The sequence below is a fragment of the Ancylomarina sp. 16SWW S1-10-2 genome (assembly GCF_009669305.1).
Taxonomy (GTDB): domain Bacteria; phylum Bacteroidota; class Bacteroidia; order Bacteroidales; family Marinifilaceae; genus Ancylomarina.
In genome coordinates this window covers 220918-245613 of sequence record NZ_SADB01000002.1, presented here as the reverse complement: position 1 = coordinate 245613, position 24696 = coordinate 220918, and the positions used below count along the sequence as shown (strand labels likewise).

The window sequence follows — 24696 nt, the reverse complement described above, 5'->3', positions numbered from 1 at the left end:
TCCGTAATGAGGACAATTATATCATTGCTGACTAATAATCCTATTAAAATTAAAAAAAATGATAAAAACAATATTGATAATAAACACCAAAAGGATCTAGAGCAACTTTTATTTTTATATTAAATAAATCAGTCAGCAACCCTATGGAACCCAATTATAACTTCGATTGAATCAATTAGTTATCGCGTTTAAAATTAGTCAGCAATCCAGTCAGCAAACAGCTTCATAAAATGAACGGGTAAGCACGTTTGCTGACTGGATTGCTGAGTATTAAAAAAGCCCATAACAAACACCTAATCAGTCCGTAATGATGATTATTTATTGATTGCTGACTAAAAATCTTTATAAACTAAAAAAAAAATGACAAAACAATATTGATAATAAACCCCAAAAGGTAGTAGAGCAATTTTTATTTTTATACTAGATGATGCAGTCAGCACCCCTTTACAATCTAGCTATAATTCAGACTGAGTCAATTAGTTATAGCATTTTAAGCTTGTCTGCAAACGGGTCGGCAATCGCTCCATAAAAGTAAAAACATAAAAACGATTGCCGACTCGTTTGCAGAATACTAAATTCATTGGTAACGATCACACATTCAATCTGTAATGAGGACAATTATATCATTGCTGACTAATAATCCTATTAAATTAAAAAAAAATGATAAAAACAATATTGATAATAAAACCCAAAAGGTAGTGTGGGAAAAACGACTACCGCATGCTCACTAGCATCAGCATTGAGCTTAAAAAGTAAAAGAATTTTACTTATTGATTTAGATCCTCAGTGCAATTTATCTCAATCATTAGGTGTTGGTGCTTGTGAGAATAACATTTATCAATGCTTAAAGGAGGAAAGTGAATTTTCTCCAATGCAGATCATGGTGAATTTGGATATTGTGCCTTCAACAATTGATTTGAATGCATTTGAGTTAGAAATGTCGGGTGAACCTGGCAGAGAATATCTCCTTAGAGAACTTCTATATCAAGTTAAAAATGATTACGACTATATTATTATAGACTGTTCACCATCATTAGGATTGGTTGCTTTAAATGCTCTTACAGCTTCCGATTCCTATTTAGTCCCCTTACTCCCCCATCATTTGAGTATTCAAGGTTTAAGTAAACTATTAGAAGTAACTCAAAAGATCAAAGCTAGAATAAATCCAAAGCTAGAGTTAGAAGGTGTACTCTTAACTCAGTTTAGTCATCGAAAGGTTATGCATAAAGATATCTCAGAGGTGATTAGAGGGCATTTTAATGGCAAGCTGTATGAGACTTGCATTCGGGAAAATATTGCTCTTGCGGAAGCTCCTTCAGCAGGCATAGACATTTTTAGATATGCTCCAAAGAGTAATGGTGCTGAAGATTATTTTAACCTCTGTGAAGAATTTTTAAGTAAACAACATTAGATTTTTTCTAATATACACCATAACAAACATAAGTAACTCTAAAACCATAAGGTATGGCAAAGAAAGATTTTAAAAAGGGAATCGATGGCTTATTGCAATCGAGTATTTCTGAAAAAAAAGAACCTAATAAAGAGACTAAAGCATTGGACTTAGGATCAATAAAGGCTACTTATTATCTCAATATTCAATTATTAAATCAGATAAAAGCAATTGCGTTTTATGAACGAAAAACAATTGGCTCTGTAATCAATGAAGCTCTCAAAAAATATGCGTCCAAATATAAAAACATGGATGAAGCTCTAAAGCTGTTTAAGTAGCTATCTAGGATATAAAAACCAGACTATCAATGCAGCCAAATTTATAGATTTTGTTTTCATTTTCCATATCACTTTTTAATGAAATATGGCAAAAGACAACTCTAAAAATAAGTAAAATTGATAATTGTCTATTTCTGAAAATGGCATACAATTATTGTACAGTTGGTGTAAGTTTAGTGCACATTTAGTGTACTAAACTGAAGATTTTATGCTAGGAGTGATACATAAACCATAAAAACAGGTCGAATTTCATAACTATTGGGATAAAAATGGTGCTTACTTAGTGCTTAGTTTGTGCTTAATCTGTGCTTAATTTGTGCTTAATCTGTGCTTAATCTGTGCTCAAAGTTAGTTTTCCGCCCTATATTAGTGTTTAAAGGGTCATTTACAAGAGCCAATTTATTACGAATATTGAAAAAGCAAGATGTGTTTTGTGGGTCTTAGAAACTCCGTTTCACCCACAAGCATTCGCAAGCTCATTAACTCTTGCTCTTCTTTACCAAGAAAAGAGATATCTACTCGCTTTTAGCTTGCAGATAGAATATTTATTAAAAAATTAGGAATACCTATTAATATAGAAAAAAAGTAAGGTGATAGTGAGCACAAGAATCTAGTGTTTTTGAGTAAAATAGAAATCAAAATAAACGCACCAAACTTCTAAATTTGGTGCGTTTATTTTTTTTAGATTAGTATGTTTTGTCTCTGATAAACACTCTTCCCTCCACCATAATAATTTGAATAGATATGCTGATATATACTCGTGCTTTTTGATTCGACTTCTTCATCGGAATAGCTAGTCATGGGTAAGTACAAAAGAGTATCGTGAATAATGTTTTTCACTTGCGCTTTAATCTCTCTTTTTTCTCTCCATTTGTCAATTTTCAGCTTTTCAGTTTGGAGTTTTTCCAATGTTTCGATAGCGATTTTTTTAACCGCTTTTAGTTCTTTAGGTTCTAACTTTTTACCTTCTTTTAATAAATCGAAAATGGCTAAAGCTTCTTGACCATTTAAATTTTCTCGAACTGCTCTTTGTTCTTCAATACTTAAATCTTGTATGAACTCATTTAGTTTATCGAATGCTTTAAGGGTATCTTCAAGGCTTTTTCCACGATTGTATTCTTCAATGATTTTTTTATATCGTTCGTAAAAATCTATCCTAAGAGGATTCTCTTTTAGCATTTGTTGCAACTTTTGATTAATTGCTTGTTTTAAATCGTAGACCACAGTATTCTTTCGAGCGATTTTGGAAAAGGCTGCTTTTAACTTGTCAAAATCTAAAGAGCCTAAGTCTATATAAACTTCTTCTTTTTCTGATGCTTCAATTTTTTTTAGGGAAACACTATCACTTACGATAGATTGTAATTCCATCATTATTTCGGTAACATCGGCAGTTTTAACTTTTTGATTAATTAAGCTGTAAATGGCCTCTATCGCATTATGTCGTTTTATGTAAGCTCTTACCTCTGCTTCTGGAAATAAGGCTTTATACTTTCTAAAAACATTACGAGCCATGATTTCAAAAGTAGCTCTGGTTTTGTCATTTAAACAAACACAATCTGCAGCATCTTTAAGCTTACCAATTTTAGCCATTGGTTTAGCTTCAATTAATTCGGTAAGATCAAATTTAAGTGATTTTAAATACTGCTTTGTTTCTTGTATCGCCTTTTTTAGCTCTAACTCCAGTTCAATTAGTTTCTCTACAGGTTTTCCTGGTTTCGTCTTTCCACCAGAACCACCATTCCCTCTACCACCTTCTCCATATACAGAATAAGCTTTTTCCAATTGTTTGTACACATTTCCATAATCAACGATAAGTCCATTTTCTTTTTCATCATCGTATACCCGATTTGCACGAGCAATGGTCTGCATTAAAGTATGACCTTTAATTGGCTTGTCAAGGTAAACCGTTGAAACACACTGAGCATCGAAACCTTCAGCCCCAAGACCAAACAATGGCCCAAGTACAACAGAAAAACCTTCGGGTGGCGGAAGAGGGAATAATTCTCCAAAACCAAGTGGTAAATAGTATCAGTTAAGATGAAAAATAGCATCCAAGCAACATGATTATTGTTTGTATGCTTTTTTTTGTCTAGTCACTCCCTTTTGTTGCAAAACGATTGCCGACACGATTGCAGATTCTAAATTTACCAGTTATTAAATTTACTATTAGTTGTTTAGGGTGTATTTGTAGTCGATTGCAGACTTTTTTTCTTATTGAAAAATAAAAAATCAATTGTTTTTGGAATTAAGCTAGAAAAACTGGTACGTATGGGATAGCAAGTAAGTATGGCTATTCTGGCATATATGGTAATGCTGGTATGTATGGCATCATAGAACCATTAAATATAAGAAATATCATCTTGTTGAATTGAGGGATTTATCTATCTTTATGATTAGAAAATATTAAAGAAAAATATTGCGTTACTGAAGTTTCTCTATAGATAAAACGACCAAATTTATAGAACTAGAGAAACGGACGAGTGAACGCACCTTAAATTGGTGTGTTCCCTTGCTTCGTTGTGCTAGTTCGGGGTGCTTGGTCGTACCTTTCTGTGGTATAATGGAGTAAGGGGCATGCCTCTTATTGTTTTGGAACTTTCGTGATCCTAAAACAAAATTCCATGGAACAACAATTACCTCCCATTTCAGAAAAACTAGCCCATCTATCATCTGAGCAAATCGAAGAACTTTGTCAGAAATATAATGATGGAGAAAAGATAAAAATTCTAATACGAGATTATAATATTGATATTCATGCAAGTGGCTTTTATAATTTACTACCACCTATCCTATCAGAGGATGAATTATGTCCCTATTGCAATGTGCAAATGTTGCAAAATAGACCAAGAAGAACAAGTTCTGTAAACAAAGCATATTGTCCCATTTGTGGACATGATAATTCAGATAGATGCTGTTGTTCATCATGTGAGTTGGAGAGGCAGAATCAACAAAGAATTATAATAGAAAAATCAGTGGAGATCTTAAACAACCATTATAATGTCGATACAAATAAACAAACTGTAGTCGTTCAGGATCTTCCTTTATACGATAAGCTTTACCTTTCTGCATTTTTACGATATGCAAATGAGGATGATTCAAAAACACTTGATTGTAGAAAGTTGAATCAGAAATTATCTCCTACTAAAAGTTTTGATCATGAAATAATCTCTTCACTTTTAAAGAAATCTTATATCAGAATTTGTGGTATAGATGTTCCAAAATCACAGTCCCAAAATGAAGAACAGTTTGCAGAATCTACTGAATTAAATAAATTGTGTTATCAGCTGAATTTGCAAATTGATGGACAAACTGACGATGAAATTTATAATCAGTTATTTTATCCTAATCTTAGTAATGCAGAAGAAGTAGAATTGAGAGATTTGTGGAAAAGGATAGCTACCGAAGAATGCGTTGAATACGTCAAATTTAATTTTAAAAGACTGAGGCTGAAATGGGATATTTTAGATATACACAAAAAACATATCGACAATATTCTGATGAATTTTTCAGTGGGGCAATTCTTCTTGTTCTTCCACAATAGTTTGAAAGGAGCTGTTTTGGAACTTCAGGTAGGGAAAATAACAAGAATTCAATGTATTCATTATTCTATAAAAGGTGCTGTATTTAGTGCCGAAAGAGTGAACGCTAGCAGGAGAACGATAAAACCTTTTCATCGCTTTGATTTAAAACAATCTATAATTAGTCACCTGTTTTATTCCGTATTTTTAGGAATAGATAAGAAAGGATTTTATGAATGTCCAAATACTTATCGTTTTATGAATACTGGAATTAGTTTGAAAATAGTCAATGAAAAAGGACTCTTAGTATTTGGATCAACCAAAAAATATACGAAATGGTTAGATGAAGAATGTATTCGCTTAGGCAATATTAAACCATCTGAATTATTAAATAATACAGAAGGATTAGAAGAAGTCTTTATAATGCTACTCAGACTTGACACAGGACTTTATTGTTGATTGATTATTGTTATGTTTTTGTTTTAAGTGATGCCAATATAATTGAATTACTGGATGCCGTTACAGAGGATTAAAATCATTCCGGGATTGATAGGAGAATCTTCTTACTAAAATTCAATTTATGTAAATTTCTTAAATGAGTTAGTTCTGAATTGTTTAATCTAACAAGATCACAATCCCCACTAAAAACTTTATGACAAAACACTTTAACAAGAACCTCTAATTGTTCGAATGGTATCTGAAATTCTAAGGAGCTATTTTTTAGGTGATAGAATAAACGATTTGCATTCTCGTCTGGTACAGCTTCTTCTATTGGTTTTATTTTAATACTTTCTTGGATAGTTTCAACTATGTCCTTATATAATTTCATAGCCTCTTCATTTCTGTCTGAAAAGAAATGTATCAGAGTTCTTTCTTTAAATTTAGTTCCTTTTTTTGAAGATATAAAAGTATCTAAGGCGAAACTCTCGAAGTTTTTTGGCGAAATTTTCTCTATGAGATTCTTTTCATTAAGAATATTATATAAGGCACCTAATGTTTTTGAATCTGCTGATATAGGCACTTTAAGAGCAATATCTTCTTTCTTTTTCGCTTTTGAAATCTTCTCTATTTCAGAACTTAAATGCATTCTATATTTGGTAAGTCTCTTTCGTACATCATCTTCAAAGAAACTGTGTAGCCTTACTAATGGGATGGAGAATATTAAGCTAACAAGACATCCTAAAAGCATAAGAAAACTAAAATAAAGGTATTCCTTCCCTATAAAATAAAGTGCTGTTGAAGCGACGAAAACTTTAAACCAAATAATTGATCTTCTCCTAAGTCTACTAAGCTTCTCAATTCGATCCATCTTTCGGTCGACAAAACTGATTCTGTTCTCGAGGATTTCTTGCTTTGTGCATGAATAGTAGACTTTCTCATTGAAACTGAAGATCTTATTTCCCTTTGATATTAATGAGGCTAAGCTTTGAGTGTAAAAGAATAAAAAATCATATAAGATGATGATATTCTGTTTTGGTGAAAAGGCGATTATCCCAATCCTGTTTAATGGTTTTGCTGATTCCATTGCAAGTTTATTTATTTAATTTTTCTTTAAGTTTATTCATCTCCTTAGATACTTTTTCTTCAACAACCTTAGCATAAATTTGAGTTGTTCGAATAGATTTATGACCTAGCATGGCAGAAACCGTTTCAATTGAAACATCATTACTCAAGGTTATAGTTGTAGCGAAAGTATGACGAGCTACATGTGTTGTTAAATTCTTGTCTATTTCGCACACGTCTGCTATTTCCTTGAGGTAAGCATTATATTTTACGTTAGAGGGTATTGGAAACAACTTTCCTCTCATTATTGAATCAGGATGATTCTTATATTTTTCAATTATTTCTTCAGCCTTAGCTAACAAGGGAACATTAGATTGAATATCATTTTTTGTTCTCGAAGTAATTATCCATTTACTCCCATCAAAATGAGTTTGAACATCCCTAGGAATTAATTTTTCGATCTCACTATATGGATAACCCGTATAGCACGAAAAAATAAAAAAATCTCTAATCTGCTCAAGTCTAGCAATTTTAAACACCTTACTCTCTACTCTTTCTAATTCTTCTCTAGATAGGTAAACTCTTTTCGTTTCTTCTAGTTTCACACTGAATTGGATAAAAGGATCCTTACCTAACCATTCTCGCTTAATGGCCAAGAAAATAACCTTCTTTAAGTTCTTAATGTATTTAACCGAAGTATTGTGATTGCATTTTCGAACCGTTTTAAAATAATGAGATAGATCTTCAATAAACTGATAATTTAGATCACTTAGATAAATGTCATCTTTGGCATACTTATATTTAATGAAATTCTTAACGTGATCCAGAGTTGTTTCATATCTACGATAAGTTGAAGAAGAATAATCAATTCCTACTCGTTCTTTGACTGTCTGATTATGAATTTTAAACACATCCAACAATGACCTACTAGGCTTTTGCATATCAAAAAAAACTTCTTTGATTTTTGCAGAAGTAACAGCATCATTCTCTAAAATCAGGTCTTGATAGATTTTATGAGCTTTACTTTTAAGTCTAAGTAAAAATTGATTTTTAACTTTAATCTCTTCCTTATTCCCCTTTATTTCGCCAGCATCACTATTCCATTTATCTGGATCAACATATTGCTTCGTTGAAATTTCAGCTCGTTTTCCATTAACAGTTACTCTTAAGAATATAGGAGCTTCCTTTTTCTTATTAAGTTTGTCTTTTCGGATATGTAATAAAATGCCAAGCGTATTTCTTGAATTCATATTCAAAGATTGATTATATTTCGGATACCTATTTTTAGAAAATCAAAAATGGTATCTGTTAGGTATCCACTTATTTGATTAAATCTGACAGAATCTGAATACGAAGGTAAAAAAAATCCGCTTAAACCAATAGGTTTGAGCGGATTTAATAAAATTTGATAATCATTTCGTGGAGCTGCAGGGGATCGAACCCTGGTCCAAACATGCGATTAATAAGCTTTCTACATGTTTATTCCTTCATTAATTTTCGAATCTAGCTAGAGAAAGGACACCCGATGCTAAACCTTATCTTTTTTATTTCGCCAACTCCCCAAAGCGTGAAGCCAACTAACCCTGAATTGATAGCATCCAATTACTTACCGGAACAAGGTGGAACCATAAGCTGGATGTCTCGTCTCTACTCCTAGAGTAGTGATGAAGCATTAATCTACTATAATTCGATTAAGCAGCAAGAGCGTAGTTATTTTCGCCAATTACAAAGTTTGAGACCTGATATTTACGAGCCAGATACACAATGCTCGACATGCTTACATACAAATTCTTCATGCTGTCAAAAGCCACGTCAGCCCCAGAATTGGTACAAAGTTAAAAAAATTCAACTGGAATAAGCTTATTCTCTCATCGAAAACTTATCAATCATCGCTAAACTGGTGATAATGAACGTAATTAATTACCAATAATTAATTTTATTAAGCTCAGATTAAGAAAAAATGCCCAATCTTTACAGACTGGGCATTTCAATATCATTGATAAATGTTGTTCTTACAACTTTTTTAGATCAGCAATTGTATTTGTTGGATTCTCTGCATTAAAAACAAAACTACCTGCAACAAGAGCATCTGCTCCTGCTTCTATTAGTTTTTTCCCTGTTTCAAGATTAACTCCTCCATCAATTTCTATAATCACATTGGCATTTTTATCAGTAATTAATGCTTTAAGTTTCTCAACCTTAGTATATGTGTTTTCAATAAAACTTTGTCCTCCAAAACCTGGATTAACACTCATTAAAAGAACTAAATCGATATCAGAAATTATATCTTCTAAAACTGAAACAGGCGTGTGAGGATTTAACGATACACCAGCTTTCATACCATGACTATGAATATTTTGAATGGTACGATGAAGATGAGTACAAGCTTCATAGTGAACTGTAAGGATATCTGCACCTACTTTTTTAAAAACTTCAATATAGCGATCTGGATCAATAATCATTAGATGAACATCCAATGGCTTTTTAGCAATTTTATTTATTTGTTCAACAACTGGAGGTCCATAAGATATATTTGGTACGAATACGCCATCCATAATGTCTAGGTGAAACCAATCGGCATCACTATTGTTTACCATATCAATATCGGCTTTTAAATTCATAAAATCTGCCGCAAGTAATGAAGGTGATATTAATGTTTGCATCTGTTTAAGGGGCTTTTATTTAAGTATTCGGCAAAGATAAAAGATTTCCACAACTTATCTTTCAAAATGAATTTTAAACCCGATGAATATTAAAACGAAAAAAGGTACACTTCAGATTTTACTGCAGTGTACCTTTATGTATTTTAGAACTTAAGCTCTTAACAAATCAACCTAAATATGTTTTTAGAATCTTAGACCTAAATGTAGATTTCATCTTTTTTATCGCTTTTTCCTTAATTTGACGCACTCTTTCTCTTGTTAAATCGAATTCAGTTCCTATTTCTTCTAAAGAACAAGGAGGGTTTCCTTTTAAACCAAAGTACATCCGAATTATGGTTGCTTCTCTATTCGATAAGGTTGATAAAGAACGCTCTATTTCAACAACTAAAGAATCACGTAATAATCTTTGATCAGGATTTATTTCATCTGAACTCAACAAAATATCGTACAAGGTATTGTCCTCTTCCGAATTGATTGGCGCATCCATAGAAACCTGACGCCCAGAAACTTTAATAGCTTCCTTTACATCCTTCGGACTTATATCAAGCACATTAGCAATTTCATCAGGCGATGGTTCGCGTTGATACTCCTGCTCCAACTGAGCTAATGTTTTACTGATTTTATTTATCGATCCAATTTTATTTAAAGGCAGCCTTACAATCCGCGATTGTTCTGCCAATGCTTGCAATAAAGATTGACGAATCCACCAAACGGCGTAAGAAATAAATTTAAATCCTCGAGTCTCATCAAAACGTTGTGCTGCTTTAATTAAACCTAAGTTACCTTCATTAATTAAATCTGAAAGGCTTAATCCCTGATTTTGGTATTGTTTCGATACAGAAACAACAAACCTCAAATTTGCCTTAATCAATCTATCCAATGCAGTTTGACTTCCTTTTTTTATTTGGCGAGCGAGTATTACCTCCTCTTCTGCAGTAACAAGATCGACCTTGCCAATTTCTTGCAAATAACGATCCAAAGATGGTGTTTCTCGGTTAGTAACTTGCTTTGTAATTTTTAATTGTCTCATATTAGGTTAGGGAATTTAGATCATCTTTAAAATTAGCTAATAATATTAACTAAACAACTTAAAGAAATAAATTTTATTGCGAATATCAAAATCATAAACCTATAATTTTCAACTTTTTACGCAATTTAGACTTAAATAAAAATAAATTTCGTCATAATTTCTTATGTAATGAACTACTTTTACAACGAACAACAATAAAAATCTAAACGACAAGTAAATACAACAACACTTTAAAGCCCAATGGTATAATTGGGCAAAATTACTAAAGCATAATCAATGTAGATTACTCAATAATAACATTATGAGCGACTTTTTTTTGTGTTTTAATAAGTTATTGTGTAATATTGCAATTGAATTCCAATGTATCTCCATTTGCTGAGATCAAATACTCAAATTCCTGAAAGATAATATTTCTATCAAATAATAAAATCCAAAATATTTAACAATTGTTTATGTACGACATTCTTGAATTAAACAAGAAGCTTGTGCCTGAATTGAAAGAGATTGCAAAAGAACTTAATATTAAAAAAATCGAGTCCTTTAAAAAGCAAGACTTAATCTACAAAATTCTTGACCAACAAGCTATTGTAGCTTCAGAAATAAAAAGTTCTGATAAAAAAGCTACACACAAACGCAGTAATAAAAAAGATGATGACCAGGCAACTAAAGAAGCGCCTAGAAAATCAATATTGCGTAAAAAAAGAAAACCAATAGAGAAAGTAGAACCTGAAAAAGTAGAAGAAACAGCCAAAGTTTCAGAAGCACCAGCGCCTACCGAAAAAAAAGAAGCTAGAGAAATTCGCAAACCAAATCCTCGCAGAAGGCGTGAAGACAATCGTCCTGCAGAGAAACCACTTGCAAAAAAAGAAGCTGTAGCAAAAGAGCAAATAAAATCGGAACCTGTTTCGGAGCGAACAAAAAAAGAAGTTGTTGCTCCTGTTAAAAATGAAACAGCAAAAGAGGCTACTGCTAAAGAAGTTACTATTGACGAAAATTCATCTCAAGAAAAAGCATCTCAAGAAAGAGCTCCTAGAGAAGAAAATAACGATAAACACCAAGACAGACCGACCCAAGGCAAAAAACGCTTTGAACGTCGTGAAAAAGAAAGACCATTTGAATTTGATGGAATAATCAGTAACTCTGGTGTTCTTGAAATCATGCAAGATGGTTATGGTTTTCTTCGTTCTTCAGATTTCAACTACTTAAATTCTCCTGACGATATTTATGTATCTCAATCTCAAATCAAATTATTTGGTTTAAAGACTGGTGATACAGTTCAAGGAACTATCCGTCCTCCAAAAGAAGGCGAAAAATATTTTCCTCTTATAAAGGTTGAAAAAATTAATGGTCGTTTACCAGAAGTCATTCGTGACCGTGTACCATTCGATCACTTGACTCCTTTATTTCCAGATGAAAAATTTAACCTAACCGGAAAAGGAAAAAGCAGTATCTCAACACGTATTGTTGATATGTTTGCTCCTATCGGAAAAGGTCAGCGTGGCTTAATTGTAGCACAACCAAAAACAGGTAAAACAGTATTATTAAAAGAAATAGCAAATGCTATTGCTGCAAATAATCCTGAAGCTTACATGATTATCTTATTAATCGATGAACGTCCTGAAGAAGTTACAGATATGGCACGATCAGTAAATGCAGAAGTTGTTTCTTCTACATTTGATGAGCCTGCAGAACGTCACGTTCGTGTAGCTAACATCGTTTTAGAAAAAGCGAAACGTATGGTTGAGTGTGGACACGATGTTGTAATCCTATTGGATTCTATTACACGTCTTGCTCGTGCTTACAATACAGTTTCACCTGCTTCAGGAAAAGTTCTTTCTGGTGGTGTTGATGCCAATGCTCTTCACAAACCTAAACGTTTCTTTGGTGCTGCTCGTAATATCGAGAATGGCGGATCGCTTACAATTTTAGCAACAGCATTAATTGATACGGGATCCAAAATGGATGAAGTTATCTTTGAAGAATTCAAAGGAACTGGTAATATGGAACTTCAATTGGATCGTAAATTATCTAATAAACGTATCTACCCTGCAGTCGATCTTACAGCTTCGAGTACACGTCGTGAAGATTTATTGCTTGACGAAGCTCAACTGAACCGTATTTGGGTACTAAGAAACTTCTTAACAGACATGAACTCTGTGGAGGCTATGCAGTTTATTAGTGACAGAATACGTAAAACTCGTTCTAATGAAGAATTCTTAGTTTCGATGAACGATGGCTAAATAAAAATCTATTTTCTTTAACTTTTAAAGAGGTTTCTGAAAATTAAAATAAGCTTTTACAGCTGTCAATGCTTAATAATGAGGCATTAGCTTATACATAAAAAAAGGAACAATGCTAACTAGCATTGTTCCTTTTTTATTTTTATCAAATATAAATTCCAATACAAAGTCAAAATTGCAATCTCAACATAGCAATTTAAAACTTTATTTTTTTAAGTTTGTGCAGCAAATTTAAGAAAGATGAACACGTTATTACAAACTCATTGTAGTTTACTCAAAAATAAAAAAAGTACAATTAAACGCGAACTCAGCAACAAGATTGACTGGAGCCAACGCTTAATTGCAATTAAAGGTTCGAGAGGCGTAGGTAAAACAACGTTCTTATTGGACTACGTTACCGAAAACGATCGCGAGGACGACAAGACTTGTTTGTATATTAACTTAAATAACTTATTTTTCACAGCACAAGGCTTAGTACCATTTGTAGATGAATTCTACAAAAAAGGTGGCAAAACCTTACTTTTAGATCAAATACATAAATACCCTAATTGGGCCGAAGATCTTCGTACATGTCACGATAGCTATCCTGATCTTCAAATTGTTTTTACAGCTTCATCTATACTTAGAGTAAAAACAAACGAACATATTAAAGAATGTGTTTCAACTTATTATTTAAACGGTCTTTCTTTTCGTGAATTTTTAAACCATGAAACGGGTTGTCATTTTAAGAGTTATACATTACAAGAAGTTATTGATAATCATGAGGAAATAGTTGAAAAAATACTTTCAAAAGTTCGTCCTCTTGCATTTTTCAATGATTACCTTCAATTTGGATACTATCCATGCTACTTAGAAGAAAGAAGTTTCATAGATAATATTCTTAAAATTATAAATTTAATGCTTGAGTTTGATATTACATATTTGAATCAAATTGAGTTGAAATATCTAACCAAACTAAAAAAATTACTCTATATAATCGCTTGCACAGTACCACTTCAACCCAATGTGAGCAAACTTGCTAACGATGTTGAAACATCAAGAGCAACTATTATGAATTATCTGAAATATTTAAAAAACGCTCAATTAATACACCTATTAAATAGCGATAAGGACAAAACAAAAAAAATTAAGAAACCAAACAAGATTTATCTGCATAACCCCAATTTACTTTATGCAATTTCTCCTGATAACGTTTCTAAAGAAAGCTTATACGAAACTTTTTTTTATAATCAAGTTAGCGTAGGAAGTTCATTAACTAGTACAGATAGAGGCCATTTTAAGGTTGATGACAAATTCAATTTTGAAATTCAAGGAAGCTCTATCGAGATAGAACCAAAATATAGAACAGAAGATTATTTTGTTGCTGCAGACATGATTGAACGTGGAAAAGGCAACACAATTCCACTGTGGTTATTTGGATTCTTATATTAAAAACCGACACGACAAAGTGTCCCAATAAATTGAGATTTATTAAAAAGAATATATAAAATCTAGCATAAATAAATTTTAATCGGAGAAGAAAAATGGCAAAAGAGAAAAAATTCATTACCTGCGATGGTAATGCTGCTGCTGCACATATTGCATATATGTTTAGCGAAGTATCGTGCATCTACCCTATCACACCATCTTCACCTATGGCTGAAAATGTTGACGAATGGGCTGCTCAAGGACGTAAAAATCTATTTGGCGAAACAGTACAGTTAGTAGAGCTTCAATCAGAAGCTGGTGCTGCTGGTGCTCTTCACGGAGCAATGCAAGCTGGTACTTTAGGTACAACTTACACTGCATCTCAGGGATTATTATTGATGATTCCTAACATGTATAAAATTGCAGGTGAATTATTACCTTGTGTTTTCCATGTAACTGCTCGTGCTCTTGCTGCTCAAGCATTAAATATCTTTGGAGATCACTCTGATATTTATTCAACTCGTATGACTGGATTTGCTATGTTAGCATCTGATTCAGTTCAAGAGGTTATGGATCTTTCTGCTGTATCTCACTTAACAGCAATTAAATCAAGAGTTCCTTTCATGAACTTCTTCGATGGTTTCCGTACTTCTCACGAAATTCAAAAGATTGAAGCTATGGATATGGAAGACCTAAGAGGTCTTGTTGACCAAGAAGCTCTTCAAGCATTCCGTAATCGTGCTTTGAATCCAGAAACTCCTGTAACTAGAGGTACTGCTCAAAACCCTGATATTTATTTCCAATCTCGCGAAGCTGCAAACCCATTTTACAATGCGGTTCCAGATATCGTTGCTGATTACATGAAAGAAATGACCAAAATTACAGGAAGAGACTACAAACCTTTCATGTATTATGGTTCTGAAGATGCTGAAAACATCATCATCGCAATGGGTTCTATTAACGAAACTATTAAAGAAACAATTGATTACAAAATAGCAAATGGCGAAAAAGTAGGACTTGTTTCTGTTCACTTGTATCGTCCATTCTCTGCTAAACACTTCAAAGCTGTAATTCCTACAACTGTTAAGCGTATTTGTGTTCTTGATCGTACAAAAGAACCAGGTGCTAACGGAGATCCATTGTATCTTGACGTAAGAGACATTTTCTACGGTGAAGAAAACGCGCCTATTATTGTTGGTGGTCGTTACGGTTTAGGTTCTAAAGATGTAACTCCATCTCAAATTGTTGCTGTTTACAATAACTTAGCAATGAATGAGCCTAAGAATCAATTCACAATGGGTATTGTTGATGATGTGACTTTTACTTCACTTCCTCTATTACCAGAAGTAAAAATGAATTCTAAGTCTCTTTACGAAGCTAAATTTTATGGTTTGGGTTCTGATGGTACTGTAGGTGCTAACAAAAACTCAATTAAAATTATTGGTGGTTCAACTGATAAATATTGTCAAGCTTATTTTGCTTACGATTCTAAAAAATCAGGTGGATTTACTGCTTCTCACCTACGTTTTGGTGACGAACCAATTCGTTCAACATATTTAGTAACTACTCCTGACTTCGTTGCATGTCACGTTCCTGCTTACGTTTATTTATATGACGTATTAAAAGGATTGAAAAAAGGTGGTTCTTTCTTATTGAACTCTATCTATGATGCTGAAGATACTGTCAAGAATCTTCCTGATCATATGAAAAAATATATGGCTGATAATGAGATTAAATTCTACATTATTAACGGTACTAAATTAGGTGAAGAACTTGGTCTTGGTAGTCGTACTAATGCAATTATGCAAGCTGCTTTCTTTAAAATCACTGGTGTAATTCCATTCGAACAAGCTGCTGAAGAAATGAAGAAAGCGATTGTTAAATCGTATGGTAAAAAAGGTGAGAAAGTTGTAAACATGAACTTCGCTGCTGTTGATGCTGGTGGAAAAAATGTTGTTGAAGTTAAAGTTTCTGCTGACTGGAAAAATCTTTCTGATGTTCAAGAACAAACTGCTGTTTCTAATGACCGTCCAGAATTTATTACTGACATATGTGATCCAATAAATGCTCAAAAAGGGGATGATCTTCCTGTTTCTACATTTAATGGTCGTGAAGATGGTACTTTCCAAAATGGAACGACTAAATTCGAAAAACGTGGTGTTGCTGTAAGTGTTCCTGAATGGAATGACGAAACTTGTATTCAGTGTAACCAATGTGCTTACGTTTGTCCTCACGCTGCAATTCGTCCTTTCTTATTAACTGACGAAGAATTAGCTGCTGCTCCTGAAGGAACTGCTGTTAAGCCTGCTACAGGTAAAGATCTTAAAGGTCTTAACTTCCGTATTCAAGTTGCTGTTGAAGATTGTACAGGTTGTGGTAACTGTGCTGATGTTTGTCCTGCTCCTAAAGCTAAAGCTTTAGTAATGAAACACCTTGAAACTCAAAGTGCTGAGAGAGAAAGATGGCATTATATGGACGAAAAAGTAGGTTACAAAGAATTGTTACCTAAAAACAATGTGAAAAATTCACAATTTGCTCAACCATTATTCGAGTTCTCTGGAGCTTGTGCAGGTTGTGGTGAAACGCCATATATCAAATTAATCACTCAATTATTTGGTGAGAGAATGATGGTTGCTAATGCAACTGGTTGTTCTTCTATCTATGGTGGATCAGCTCCATCAACTCCATATTGTAAAAACGATAAGAGCGGTAAAGGTCCAGCTTGGGCTAACTCATTATTCGAAGACAATGCTGAGTTTGGTTTTGGAATGAACGAAGGTGTACGTAAAATGCGTAACCGTATCGAACTTCGTATGACTGCTGCTATCGATGCTGTAAATGCTGAAACAAAAGCTGCATTTACTGAGTGGTTAGAGAATAAAAACAATGGTGAAGCTTCAGTTATTGCTTCTGCTAAAGTTGAAAAAGCTCTTGCTAACGAAACTCACGAAGTAGCCAAAGAGATTTTAGATATCAAACAATATCTAATCAAAAAATCTCAATGGATCTTTGGTGGTGACGGTTGGGCTTACGATATAGGATTCGGTGGCGTAGATCACGTATTGGCTTCTGGTGAAGATGTAAATATTTTAGTAATGGATACTGAGATTTACTCTAACACTGGTGGACAAGCTTCTAAAGCAACTCCAATTGGAGCTGTAGCTAAATTTGCTGCTACTGGTAAACGTATCAGAAAGAAAGACCTTGGAATGATTGCAATGTCTTACGGATATGTATATGTAGCTCAAGTAGCTATGGGCGCAAGTCAAGCTCAATACTTAAAAGCTGTTAAAGAAGCTGAAGCTTATCCAGGACCATCTTTGATTATCGCTTATGCTCCATGTATTTCTCACGGACTGAAAGCATCTATGGGAAAATCTCAAACTGAAGAGAAAAAAGCTGTTGAAGCTGGATACTGGCACTTGTATCGTAACAATCCTCAACTAGAAAACGAAGGAAAAAATCCATTTACACTTGATTCAAAAGATCCTAAGTGGGAAAATTTCCAAGATTTCTTAATGGGTGAAGTTCGTTACACTTCATTACAAAAATCATTCCCTGAGGAAGCTGCTGAATTATTTGTAGCTGCTGAAGAGAATGCAAAATGGAGATATAAAACTTACAAGCGTCAAGCTGCTTTAGATTATACTGAAGTTTAAGAATTAATCTTCTATATTATTACACTAAAGGGGTTCCAAATTGGAACCCTTTTTTTTATGCCCAATTATCTGCATTATGAAATTAAAAACATTTGAATTTCGTATTTTTTCTAAAGAAAATTGCTTTCTAAAATTAGTTTTACAAATACAATCTAGCTACTCAAATAGTTAACAATCGTGCTGACAGATTAAATAATAGTGGATATATTAATTTAACAGTTTTAAAAGATAAATAAGACACAAAAGTCCTTTATTCGTCAGCCATTGGGGATTTGTATTGATTTTCAGATATTTAAATTTTGTTTTTTGGTTGAATATATCAAGTTCATTTATTAAATTTAATGAGAAAAAGAAATTAAAACCAAAATAACATGGCAAATTTAAATGTAGAATTCATGGGGTTAAGTCTTAAAAATCCCATTGTAGTAGGAGCTTGTACCCTTTCGGCCACAGCAGAAGGAGCCAAAGAATTAGAACGCGCAGGTGCTGCGGCAATTGTTTATAAATCTCTATTCGAGGAACAAATTCAGATGGAACAAGCACAACTTACCGACGAACTTGACGAATATGCAGATCGAAATGCAGAAATGACTTCTATTTTCCCTACAATTAAACATGCCGGACCTAGGGCTCATCTTATGAGACTGTCTGAAGTGAAAAAAGCTGTTAATATTCCTGTAATTGCTAGTTTGAATTGCGTTTACGATGTAACCTGGTTCGATTACGCTAAGAAATTGGAAGAAGTTGGCGTTGATGCTTTGGAGTTAAATTTCTATCAAATGCCTGCAAGCGTAGATAAAACAGCGGAGCAAATGGAAGATGAAAAAGTGGAAATTGTAAAAACTCTTAAAGAGAGATTATCAATTCCTTTTTGCATTAAATTGAGTCCCTATTATACAAATACACTAAATTTTGTAAATCGTTTAGATCAAGCTGGTGCTTCTGCATTTGTTCTATTTAATCGATTATTTCAACCAACAATTGATATTAATACCGAAAGTCATGTGACTAAATTTAATCTAAGTCATCAAGGAGACTTTAATTTAGGATTACGCTATGTTGGTTTATTGCATAAGAAGATTAAAGCTAGTTTATGTGGATCAAATGGCATTTATACCTACGAAGATGTTTTACAAATGTTACTGAGTGGAGCCGATATAGTTCAAATGGTGAGTACATTATATAAAAACAAGCCTTCGTACATTGCTCAAGTTCTTTCTGAACTAGAAAAATGGATGGATGATAAAGGCTACAAAAACATTGATGAGTTCAAAGGTAAATTATCAGATAATGCTTTAAAAGCTTCTGATGTTTATTATAGAGCACAATATTTGGATTTTATTCTTCATCCTGAAGAAATAATCAACAAGTACCCAATGAGATAAATAATAGGAAAGTTGATAAAGTAGCCAATCAAAAGATTGGCTATTTTTATTGAATATCTTGCAGTTAAAATTTATGATAACGACACGCAAACGTTTGAAAAATAAAAGTCTAATTCATTTTAAAGAAGACAGTTAGATTGTGAGTTCTTTCCTTCCTTTTTAGAAAAAAGAACACTACTTTTGTGTACAATTTTCAGGGCGTATTTAAAGATTACACCTTGTAAATTTAAATTTTTGAAAGATTATAAGTTAATATATAATTGTTATTGAATGGCTAATTTTATAGCAACGAATAACATTTAAAACTAAAAAGCGATAATTATGAGTACTAAGTACGTTTATACTTTTGGTGACGGTAAAGCTGAAGGTAAAGCAGAGATGAAGAATTTGCTTGGAGGTAAGGGTGCTAACCTTGCTGAAATGAACCTAATTGGTGTTCCAGTTCCTGCTGGTTTCACTATCACCACTGACGTTTGTACTGATTACAACAAACTTGGTAGAGAGGCTGTTGTAGCAATGATCAAAGATCAAGTTGAAGCTGCTGTTAAAGATACAGAAGTTGCAATGGGCGCTAAATTTGATGCTAAAGATGGTTCTTTCCCATTATTAGTTTCAGTTCGTTCAGGAGCTCGTGCTTCTATGCCAGGTATGATGGACACAGTTCTTAACCTAGGTATGAATGATGAAACAGTAAAAGTTGTTGCTGAAAAATCAGGAAACGAAAAATTTGCTTACGATTCATATCGTCGTTTCATTCACATGTACGGTGATGTAGTTATGGGTGTTGAAGCTGAAGAAGGTCAACACAATCCATTCGAAGTTGTTCTTGATGAATTAAAAGCAGCTAAAGGTTACAAAGTTGATACTGAATTAACTGTAGCAGATCTTAAAGTTCTTGTTGAAGGTTATAAAGGAGTTATTCGTAAGCATGCTGGTGTTGATTTTCCAACAAATCCTTGGGATCAACTTTGGGGTTCTGTTTGTGCTGTATTCGATTCTTGGAATACTGAAAGAGCTATCCTTTACCGTCGTATGGAAAACATTCCAGGTGAATGGGGTACTGCTGTAAACATTCAAGCTATGGTTTATGGTAACATGGGTGATACTTCTGCTACAGGAGTTTGTTTCTCTCGTGATGCTGCTACTGGTGAAGACCAATTCAACGGTGAGTATTTGATTAATGCACAGGGTGAAGATGTTGTGTCTGGTGTTCGTACGCCTCTTGAAATTACTACTATTGGTTCACATCGTTGGGCTGAACGTAACGGTACTTCTGAAGAAGCTCGTAAAGCTGAATTCCTTTCTATGGAAGAAGCTATGCCAAAATTATATAATGAGTTGAATACAATTCAACAAAAACTAGAAGACCACTACTCAGATATGCAAGATATGGAGTTCACCGTTCAAGATGGTAAACTTTGGATGTTGCAAACTCGTGTTGGTAAACGTACTGGTGCAGCTATGGTAAAAATGGCTGTTGATATGTTGGCTCAAGGTATGATTGATGAAAAAACAGCAATCTTACGTCAAGAGCCTAACAAATTGGATGAATTACTTCACCCAGTATTTGAGCAATCTGCTATTGATGCTGCTAAAGAACTTTCAAAAGGTCTTCCAGCTTCTCCAGGTGCTGCCGCTGGTCAAATCGTATTTTCTGCTGATGCTGCTGAAGCATGGGCTGCTGAAGGTAAAAAAGTTGTTTTAGTACGTCGCGAAACTTCTCCAGAAGATTTGAAAGGTATGTACGCTGCTGAAGGTATTCTTACTGAGCGTGGTGGTATGACTTCTCACGCTGCTGTAGTTGCTCGTGGTATGGGTAAATGTTGTATTTCTTCTGCTGCTGGTGTTAGAGTAACAGGAAAATCAATGACTATCAACGGTGTTGATTTCAAAGAAGGTGATTTCATCTCATTGAACGGTACTACTGGTAAAGTATACGAAGGTACAGTTGCTACTATCACTCCTTCTTTGGATGGTGATTTTGGTAAATTGATGGACATTGCAGAGAAAAATACTCGCATGTACGTTCGTACCAATGCTGATACGCCAGCTGATGCTCAAACTGCTCGTGATTTTGGTGCTAAAGGTATTGGTCTATGTCGTACAGAACACATGTTCTTCGAAGGTGATAAAATCTGGAAGATGCGTGAAATGATTCTTGCTGAAGATGTTGAAGGTCGTAAAGCAGCTCTTGCTAAATTACTTCCTGTTCAAAGACAAGATTTCTCTGGAATTCTTGAAGCTATGGACGGTTTTGGTGTAACTATCCGTCTACTGGATCCACCATTGCACGAGTTTACTCCTAATGATGAAGCTTCTCAAATTGAAATGGCTGAAAAATTAGGTCTTGATGTATCTGTTGTTAAAGCTAAAGTTGATTCTCTTCACGAATTTAACCCAATGTTGGGTCACCGTGGTTGTCGTTTAGGAAATACATATCCTGAAATCACAGAAATGCAAGCTCGTGCTATTATCGAAGCTGCTTGTGATTTGAAAGCTAAAGGAAAAGATCCTAAACCAGAGATTATGGTTCCATTGATCGGAACTTTAAAAGAATTCCAACTTCAGGAAACTATCATCAGAGAAACTGCAGCTGCTGTTTTCGCTGAAAAAGGTGTTAAAGTTGATTTCTTAGTAGGTACAATGATCGAGATTCCTCGTGCTGCATTGACTGCTGATAAAATTGCTGAATATGCTGAATTCTTCTCATTCGGAACAAATGACTTGACTCAAATGGGATTCGGTTATTCTCGTGATGATGCTGGTAAATTCTTACCTATCTATATTGAAAAAGGTATCTTGAAAAACGATCCTTTCCAAGTATTAGATCAAGAAGGTATCGGACAATTAGTTCGTATGGGTTGTGAAAAAGGTAGATCAACACGTAAAGATATCAAATTAGGTATCTGTGGTGAGCACGGTGGTGAGCCATCTTCAGTTGAGTTCTGTAACTCAGTTGGTATGGATTACGTTTCATGTTCTCCTTTCCGTGTGCCTATTGCACGTTTAGCTGCTGCTCAAGCAAACTTGAAGCAAAACTAAGAGAATTTAACTTCTCAATATATAGAAAGGCTGTCCATATGGGCAGCCTTTCGTATTTTATATCAACTTAAGATATTGATTTTTGATCAATAAAGATTTGGTTTCAGATTTCAACACAATAGTAAACCATCTTCATTTAAAAGACAAAACAAGTTTATATAAACACTTGCCATAATTAGAAACAATAATATAAGCGAAACAATTATTCTAAAAAATTCATGTAATTTAATAGAATAATGTAATTTTATACCAAAGAGACGAATCAAACGTCCTTATCTAAAAAATAGCAATTAAATTTAAAATATACAGTTATGGCTAAGTCGCAAGATTCAAAAAAAAATGTAAAAAAAGAACCAACTAAAACAGCTAAAGAAAAAAAAGCTGAAAAAAGAGAAAAGAAAGCGAAAAAAGCTTAGAACTTTCCGAACAATAATTCAAAACTATTGTGCTAAATACTTTGTAATAAAGAAATAAAAAAACTGTCCTATAGACAGTTTTTTTTTATAATATGACTTACCTCCTCGTTTTTCTAAGTTTTTTTATCAAACTTGCCATTGATTAACAACTTATTCGCATAAAATGAAACTCAATCAACGCTTTAGAAATTGGCATAGAGATTTTTCTTATTTCTACGCAGGTTTGTTAATGGCTTTTGCAATATCAGGTATCGCTTTAAATCACCGTGCATCGTGGGATCCTCACGATTATGTGTACAATACAATTGAGCTAAAATTTGATATGCCAGAAAATAGAAATGCTATTACTGACAACTTCTTTAAACAAAGCCTTAAAGAAAAAAATATTGACTTAGAACTGAGAGGTTCTTCGTGGCGAAGAGGTGGCTATAATCTTTATTTTGACGGTGCCTATGCTTATATAAATCCTTCAACAGGGGAAGGAGAAATTGAACAGTTTATAACAAGACCTATTTTAGGTCAAATGATTGATTTACACAGATCAAACAAAAATATATGGCTATGGTATTCCGATATTTTTGCAATTAGCGTGCTACTCATATGCATTACAGGTTTACTAATAGCTAAAGGCAAATACGGATTTACAAAGAGAGGTTGGAAATTAGCTCTTGCTGGAATATTAATTCCGACGATTTTGTGGTTTTTCATATAAAAATCGGTTCTAAAATAAATACAACCTGCAATCAGGTTGCAAATGCAACTTTTTAATCATTTACAAGATGCCACCTAACTATAATATCTTTTTATAATCTGGAATTTCGGGAATAAAATGAAAACTATTGGTTTCATAATTGATTTCACAGCAATAATGTTTCAAACCATTAGTAACAACGAGATATGGAACTTGAAGTTTCATATTATAACGAGCAATTTGATTAAACGTATCTTGTGATATTTTCACACAAGAAGCTTTACACTCAACAATCATAACAGGAATAGCCTTGTTATTATACAAAACAATATCGCTACGCTGGGGCATTCTATTCACATCAACTTTCTTTTCTACAGCAATAAGACCTTTGGGATAATTCTTATTTTCAACCAAATAAGAAATAAAATTTTGTCTTACCCACTCTTCTGGTGTTAATACAACGTACTTCTTTCTTATACTGTCAAAAATTAGCTTCCTTTGCTCTTCTAATTTTATATTAAAATTATAGCTAGGTAGATTTAGCTTTTCCATATTTTAGTTATATTGATAAGGCAAAGATAAACAGATTTAATTAGCAGAACACTCTAGCTAAAAAGCAAATTAATTGACCCATGAAGACTAAAGACGAAATTGTAAAAAATTGGTTAACTAGATATACAGGAAGAGAACTAAAAGATTTTGATCAGTATATACTTCTGACCAACTTTAACAACTACCTTGAAATTTTTGCTGAAATAAATCACGTAAAAATTATTGGAGAAGATAGAGCAATGCCCAACGTATCTGCAGGTGGTATTACAATGATTAATTTTGGAATGGGAAGTCCTAATGCGGCTACAATTATGGATCTGCTTAGCGCTATAAAACCCAAAGGCGTTCTGTTTTTAGGAAAATGTGGCGGACTTAAAAAGAAAAATAAACTTGGTGACCTTATATTACCAATAGCTGCCATCCGAAGCGAAGGAACATCGAATGACTACTTACCACCAGAAGTTCCAGCCCTACCCGCTTTTGGTTTACAAAGAGCGGTTTCTCAAGTTATAGCAGACAAAGAAATAGAATACTGGACGGGAACTGTTTTTACAACCAATAAACGTGTTTGGGAATACGACGAACGTTTTAAAAAATACTTAGCTAAAACAAGAGCAATGGCCATTGATATGGAAACAGCAACTATTTTCACAGTCGGTTTCATAAACGAAATTCCTTCAGGCGCAGTTCTCTTAGTATCTGATCAACCTATGATTTCGACAGGTGTTAAAACAGATGATAGCGATGCTATTGTGACTACAAATTTTGTAACTCGTCATGTTCAAACAGGTATTGACGCCCTACATGAAGTAATGAACAATAAGGAATCAATAAAACACCTAAGATTCTAGAAGAACCTATT

General features: G+C 33.6%; 15 protein-coding genes, 1 other RNA gene and 1 pseudogene. 10 read left to right on the top strand and 7 right to left on the bottom strand.

Features of this window, described 5'->3' with window-relative positions:
• Nucleotides 1-697 precede the first annotated feature (697 nt).
• Nucleotides 698-1411, top strand: a pseudogene (locus EMN46_RS03010) (ParA family protein); the annotation flags it as partial.
• 53 nt (nt 1412-1464) lie between these two features.
• Entirely contained in the window at nt 1465-1728 is a 264-nt protein-coding gene (locus EMN46_RS03005; protein WP_154199192.1) for a hypothetical protein, read from the top strand.
• 681 nt (nt 1729-2409) lie between these two features.
• Here EMN46_RS03005 and EMN46_RS03000 read toward each other — a convergent pair.
• Complete coding sequence (locus EMN46_RS03000) at nt 2410-3681, bottom strand: type I restriction endonuclease subunit R (RefSeq protein ID WP_154199191.1); 1272 nt, start codon at nt 3679-3681, stop codon at nt 2410-2412.
• A 668-nt stretch (nt 3682-4349) separates the two neighbouring features.
• Here EMN46_RS03000 and EMN46_RS02995 point away from each other — a divergent pair.
• Nucleotides 4350-5705 carry an MbcA/ParS/Xre antitoxin family protein gene (locus EMN46_RS02995; RefSeq protein ID WP_154199190.1) on the top strand — a complete coding sequence of 452 codons (1356 nt, stop codon included), beginning with the start codon at nt 4350-4352 and terminating at the stop codon, nt 5703-5705.
• Between the two features lie 76 nt (nt 5706-5781).
• On the opposite strand, the gene EMN46_RS02990 is transcribed toward EMN46_RS02995, so the two are convergent.
• The 5 genes from EMN46_RS02990 to EMN46_RS02970 form a co-directional block, all read right to left on the bottom strand.
• Nucleotides 5782-6771, bottom strand: a complete 990-nt coding sequence (locus tag EMN46_RS02990) for a hypothetical protein (protein ID WP_154199189.1) — start codon at nt 6769-6771, stop codon at nt 5782-5784.
• A 7-nt stretch (nt 6772-6778) separates the two neighbouring features.
• Nucleotides 6779-7999: a site-specific integrase gene (locus EMN46_RS02985; protein ID WP_154199188.1), complete on the bottom strand. Its 1221-nt coding sequence runs from the start codon at nt 7997-7999 to the stop codon at nt 6779-6781.
• A gap of 167 nt (nt 8000-8166) precedes the next feature.
• Nucleotides 8167-8569: a transfer-messenger RNA gene (ssrA, locus tag EMN46_RS02980) on the bottom strand.
• Between the two features lie 192 nt (nt 8570-8761).
• On the bottom strand, nt 8762-9412 hold the full coding sequence (gene rpe, locus EMN46_RS02975; protein ID WP_154199187.1) for a ribulose-phosphate 3-epimerase: 651 nt from the start codon (nt 9410-9412) through the stop codon (nt 8762-8764).
• Between the two features lie 166 nt (nt 9413-9578).
• Entirely contained in the window at nt 9579-10442 is an 864-nt protein-coding gene (locus EMN46_RS02970; protein ID WP_154199186.1) for an RNA polymerase sigma factor RpoD/SigA, read from the bottom strand.
• A 452-nt stretch (nt 10443-10894) separates the two neighbouring features.
• On the opposite strand from EMN46_RS02970, the gene rho reads away from it, so the two are divergent.
• The 6 genes from rho (at nt 10895) to EMN46_RS02935 (ending at nt 23303) form a co-directional block, all read left to right on the top strand.
• The gene (rho, locus tag EMN46_RS02965; protein ID WP_195715165.1) at nt 10895-12682 is read left to right on the top strand and encodes a transcription termination factor Rho; all 1788 of its coding nucleotides are present in this window, start codon (nt 10895-10897) and stop codon (nt 12680-12682) included.
• A gap of 240 nt (nt 12683-12922) precedes the next feature.
• Nucleotides 12923-14113 carry an AAA family ATPase gene (locus EMN46_RS02960; protein ID WP_154199184.1) on the top strand — a complete coding sequence of 397 codons (1191 nt, stop codon included), beginning with the start codon at nt 12923-12925 and terminating at the stop codon, nt 14111-14113.
• Nucleotides 14114-14205: 92 nt separating this feature from the next.
• The gene (gene nifJ / locus EMN46_RS02955) at nt 14206-17748 is read left to right on the top strand and encodes a pyruvate:ferredoxin (flavodoxin) oxidoreductase (RefSeq protein WP_154199183.1); all 3543 of its coding nucleotides are present in this window, start codon (nt 14206-14208) and stop codon (nt 17746-17748) included.
• Nucleotides 17749-18119: 371 nt separating this feature from the next.
• Nucleotides 18120-19133: a dihydroorotate dehydrogenase-like protein gene (locus EMN46_RS02950; RefSeq protein ID WP_154199182.1), complete on the top strand. Its 1014-nt coding sequence runs from the start codon at nt 18120-18122 to the stop codon at nt 19131-19133.
• 321 nt (nt 19134-19454) lie between these two features.
• On the top strand, nt 19455-22175 hold the full coding sequence (ppdK, locus tag EMN46_RS02945; protein ID WP_154199181.1) for a pyruvate, phosphate dikinase: 2721 nt from the start codon (nt 19455-19457) through the stop codon (nt 22173-22175).
• A 579-nt stretch (nt 22176-22754) separates the two neighbouring features.
• Nucleotides 22755-23303 carry a PepSY-associated TM helix domain-containing protein gene (locus EMN46_RS02935; protein WP_154199179.1) on the top strand — a complete coding sequence of 183 codons (549 nt, stop codon included), beginning with the start codon at nt 22755-22757 and terminating at the stop codon, nt 23301-23303.
• A gap of 78 nt (nt 23304-23381) precedes the next feature.
• Here the strand turns inward: EMN46_RS02935 and EMN46_RS02930 are convergent, their stop codons facing one another.
• Complete coding sequence (locus EMN46_RS02930) at nt 23382-23834, bottom strand: type I restriction enzyme HsdR N-terminal domain-containing protein (protein ID WP_154199178.1); 453 nt, start codon at nt 23832-23834, stop codon at nt 23382-23384.
• An 80-nt stretch (nt 23835-23914) separates the two neighbouring features.
• Here EMN46_RS02930 and EMN46_RS02925 point away from each other — a divergent pair, with 80 nt between their 5' ends.
• Nucleotides 23915-24685, top strand: coding sequence for an AMP nucleosidase (locus EMN46_RS02925; RefSeq protein WP_154199177.1), 771 nt, complete (start codon nt 23915-23917; stop codon nt 24683-24685).
• Nucleotides 24686-24696 lie beyond the last annotated feature (11 nt).